This window comes from Veillonella parvula, from assembly GCF_024461875.1.
Classification (GTDB): Bacteria; Bacillota; Negativicutes; order Veillonellales; family Veillonellaceae; genus Veillonella; species Veillonella parvula_I.
On the sequence record NZ_JANGAL010000046.1, the window covers coordinates 1 to 271 of the forward strand.

Genomic DNA, 271 nt, shown 5'->3' on the forward strand with positions numbered 1-271 from the left:
TCCGCAAATGTACGGGAAAAATCTTATTTTCAAAACAGGAGGCGTAGACGGATGTGACTGCGATGAGATATTGAAACTGATCGAGCAGGGACGTATCGACACAACGCCGCTTATCACACATACATTTCCGCTGGAAGAAATAGAACAGGCATATGATATTTTTGAAAATAGAAAAGATAATGTGATCAAGATCGCAGTCAGTCACATTTAATTGTGATCATCGTAATGTAATCACTTCGGTCTTTGATAGACATTTCATTTAGTCCTTCTT

The 271-nt window shown here is 38.4% G+C and carries 1 protein-coding gene; it reads left to right on the forward strand.

From position 1 onward, the window contains the following. Positions 1-211 (forward strand): hypothetical protein (locus tag NE668_RS09810; protein ID WP_442806934.1); only part of this gene is annotated, 211 nt, incomplete at its 5' end. Positions 212-271: the final 60 nt, after the last annotated feature.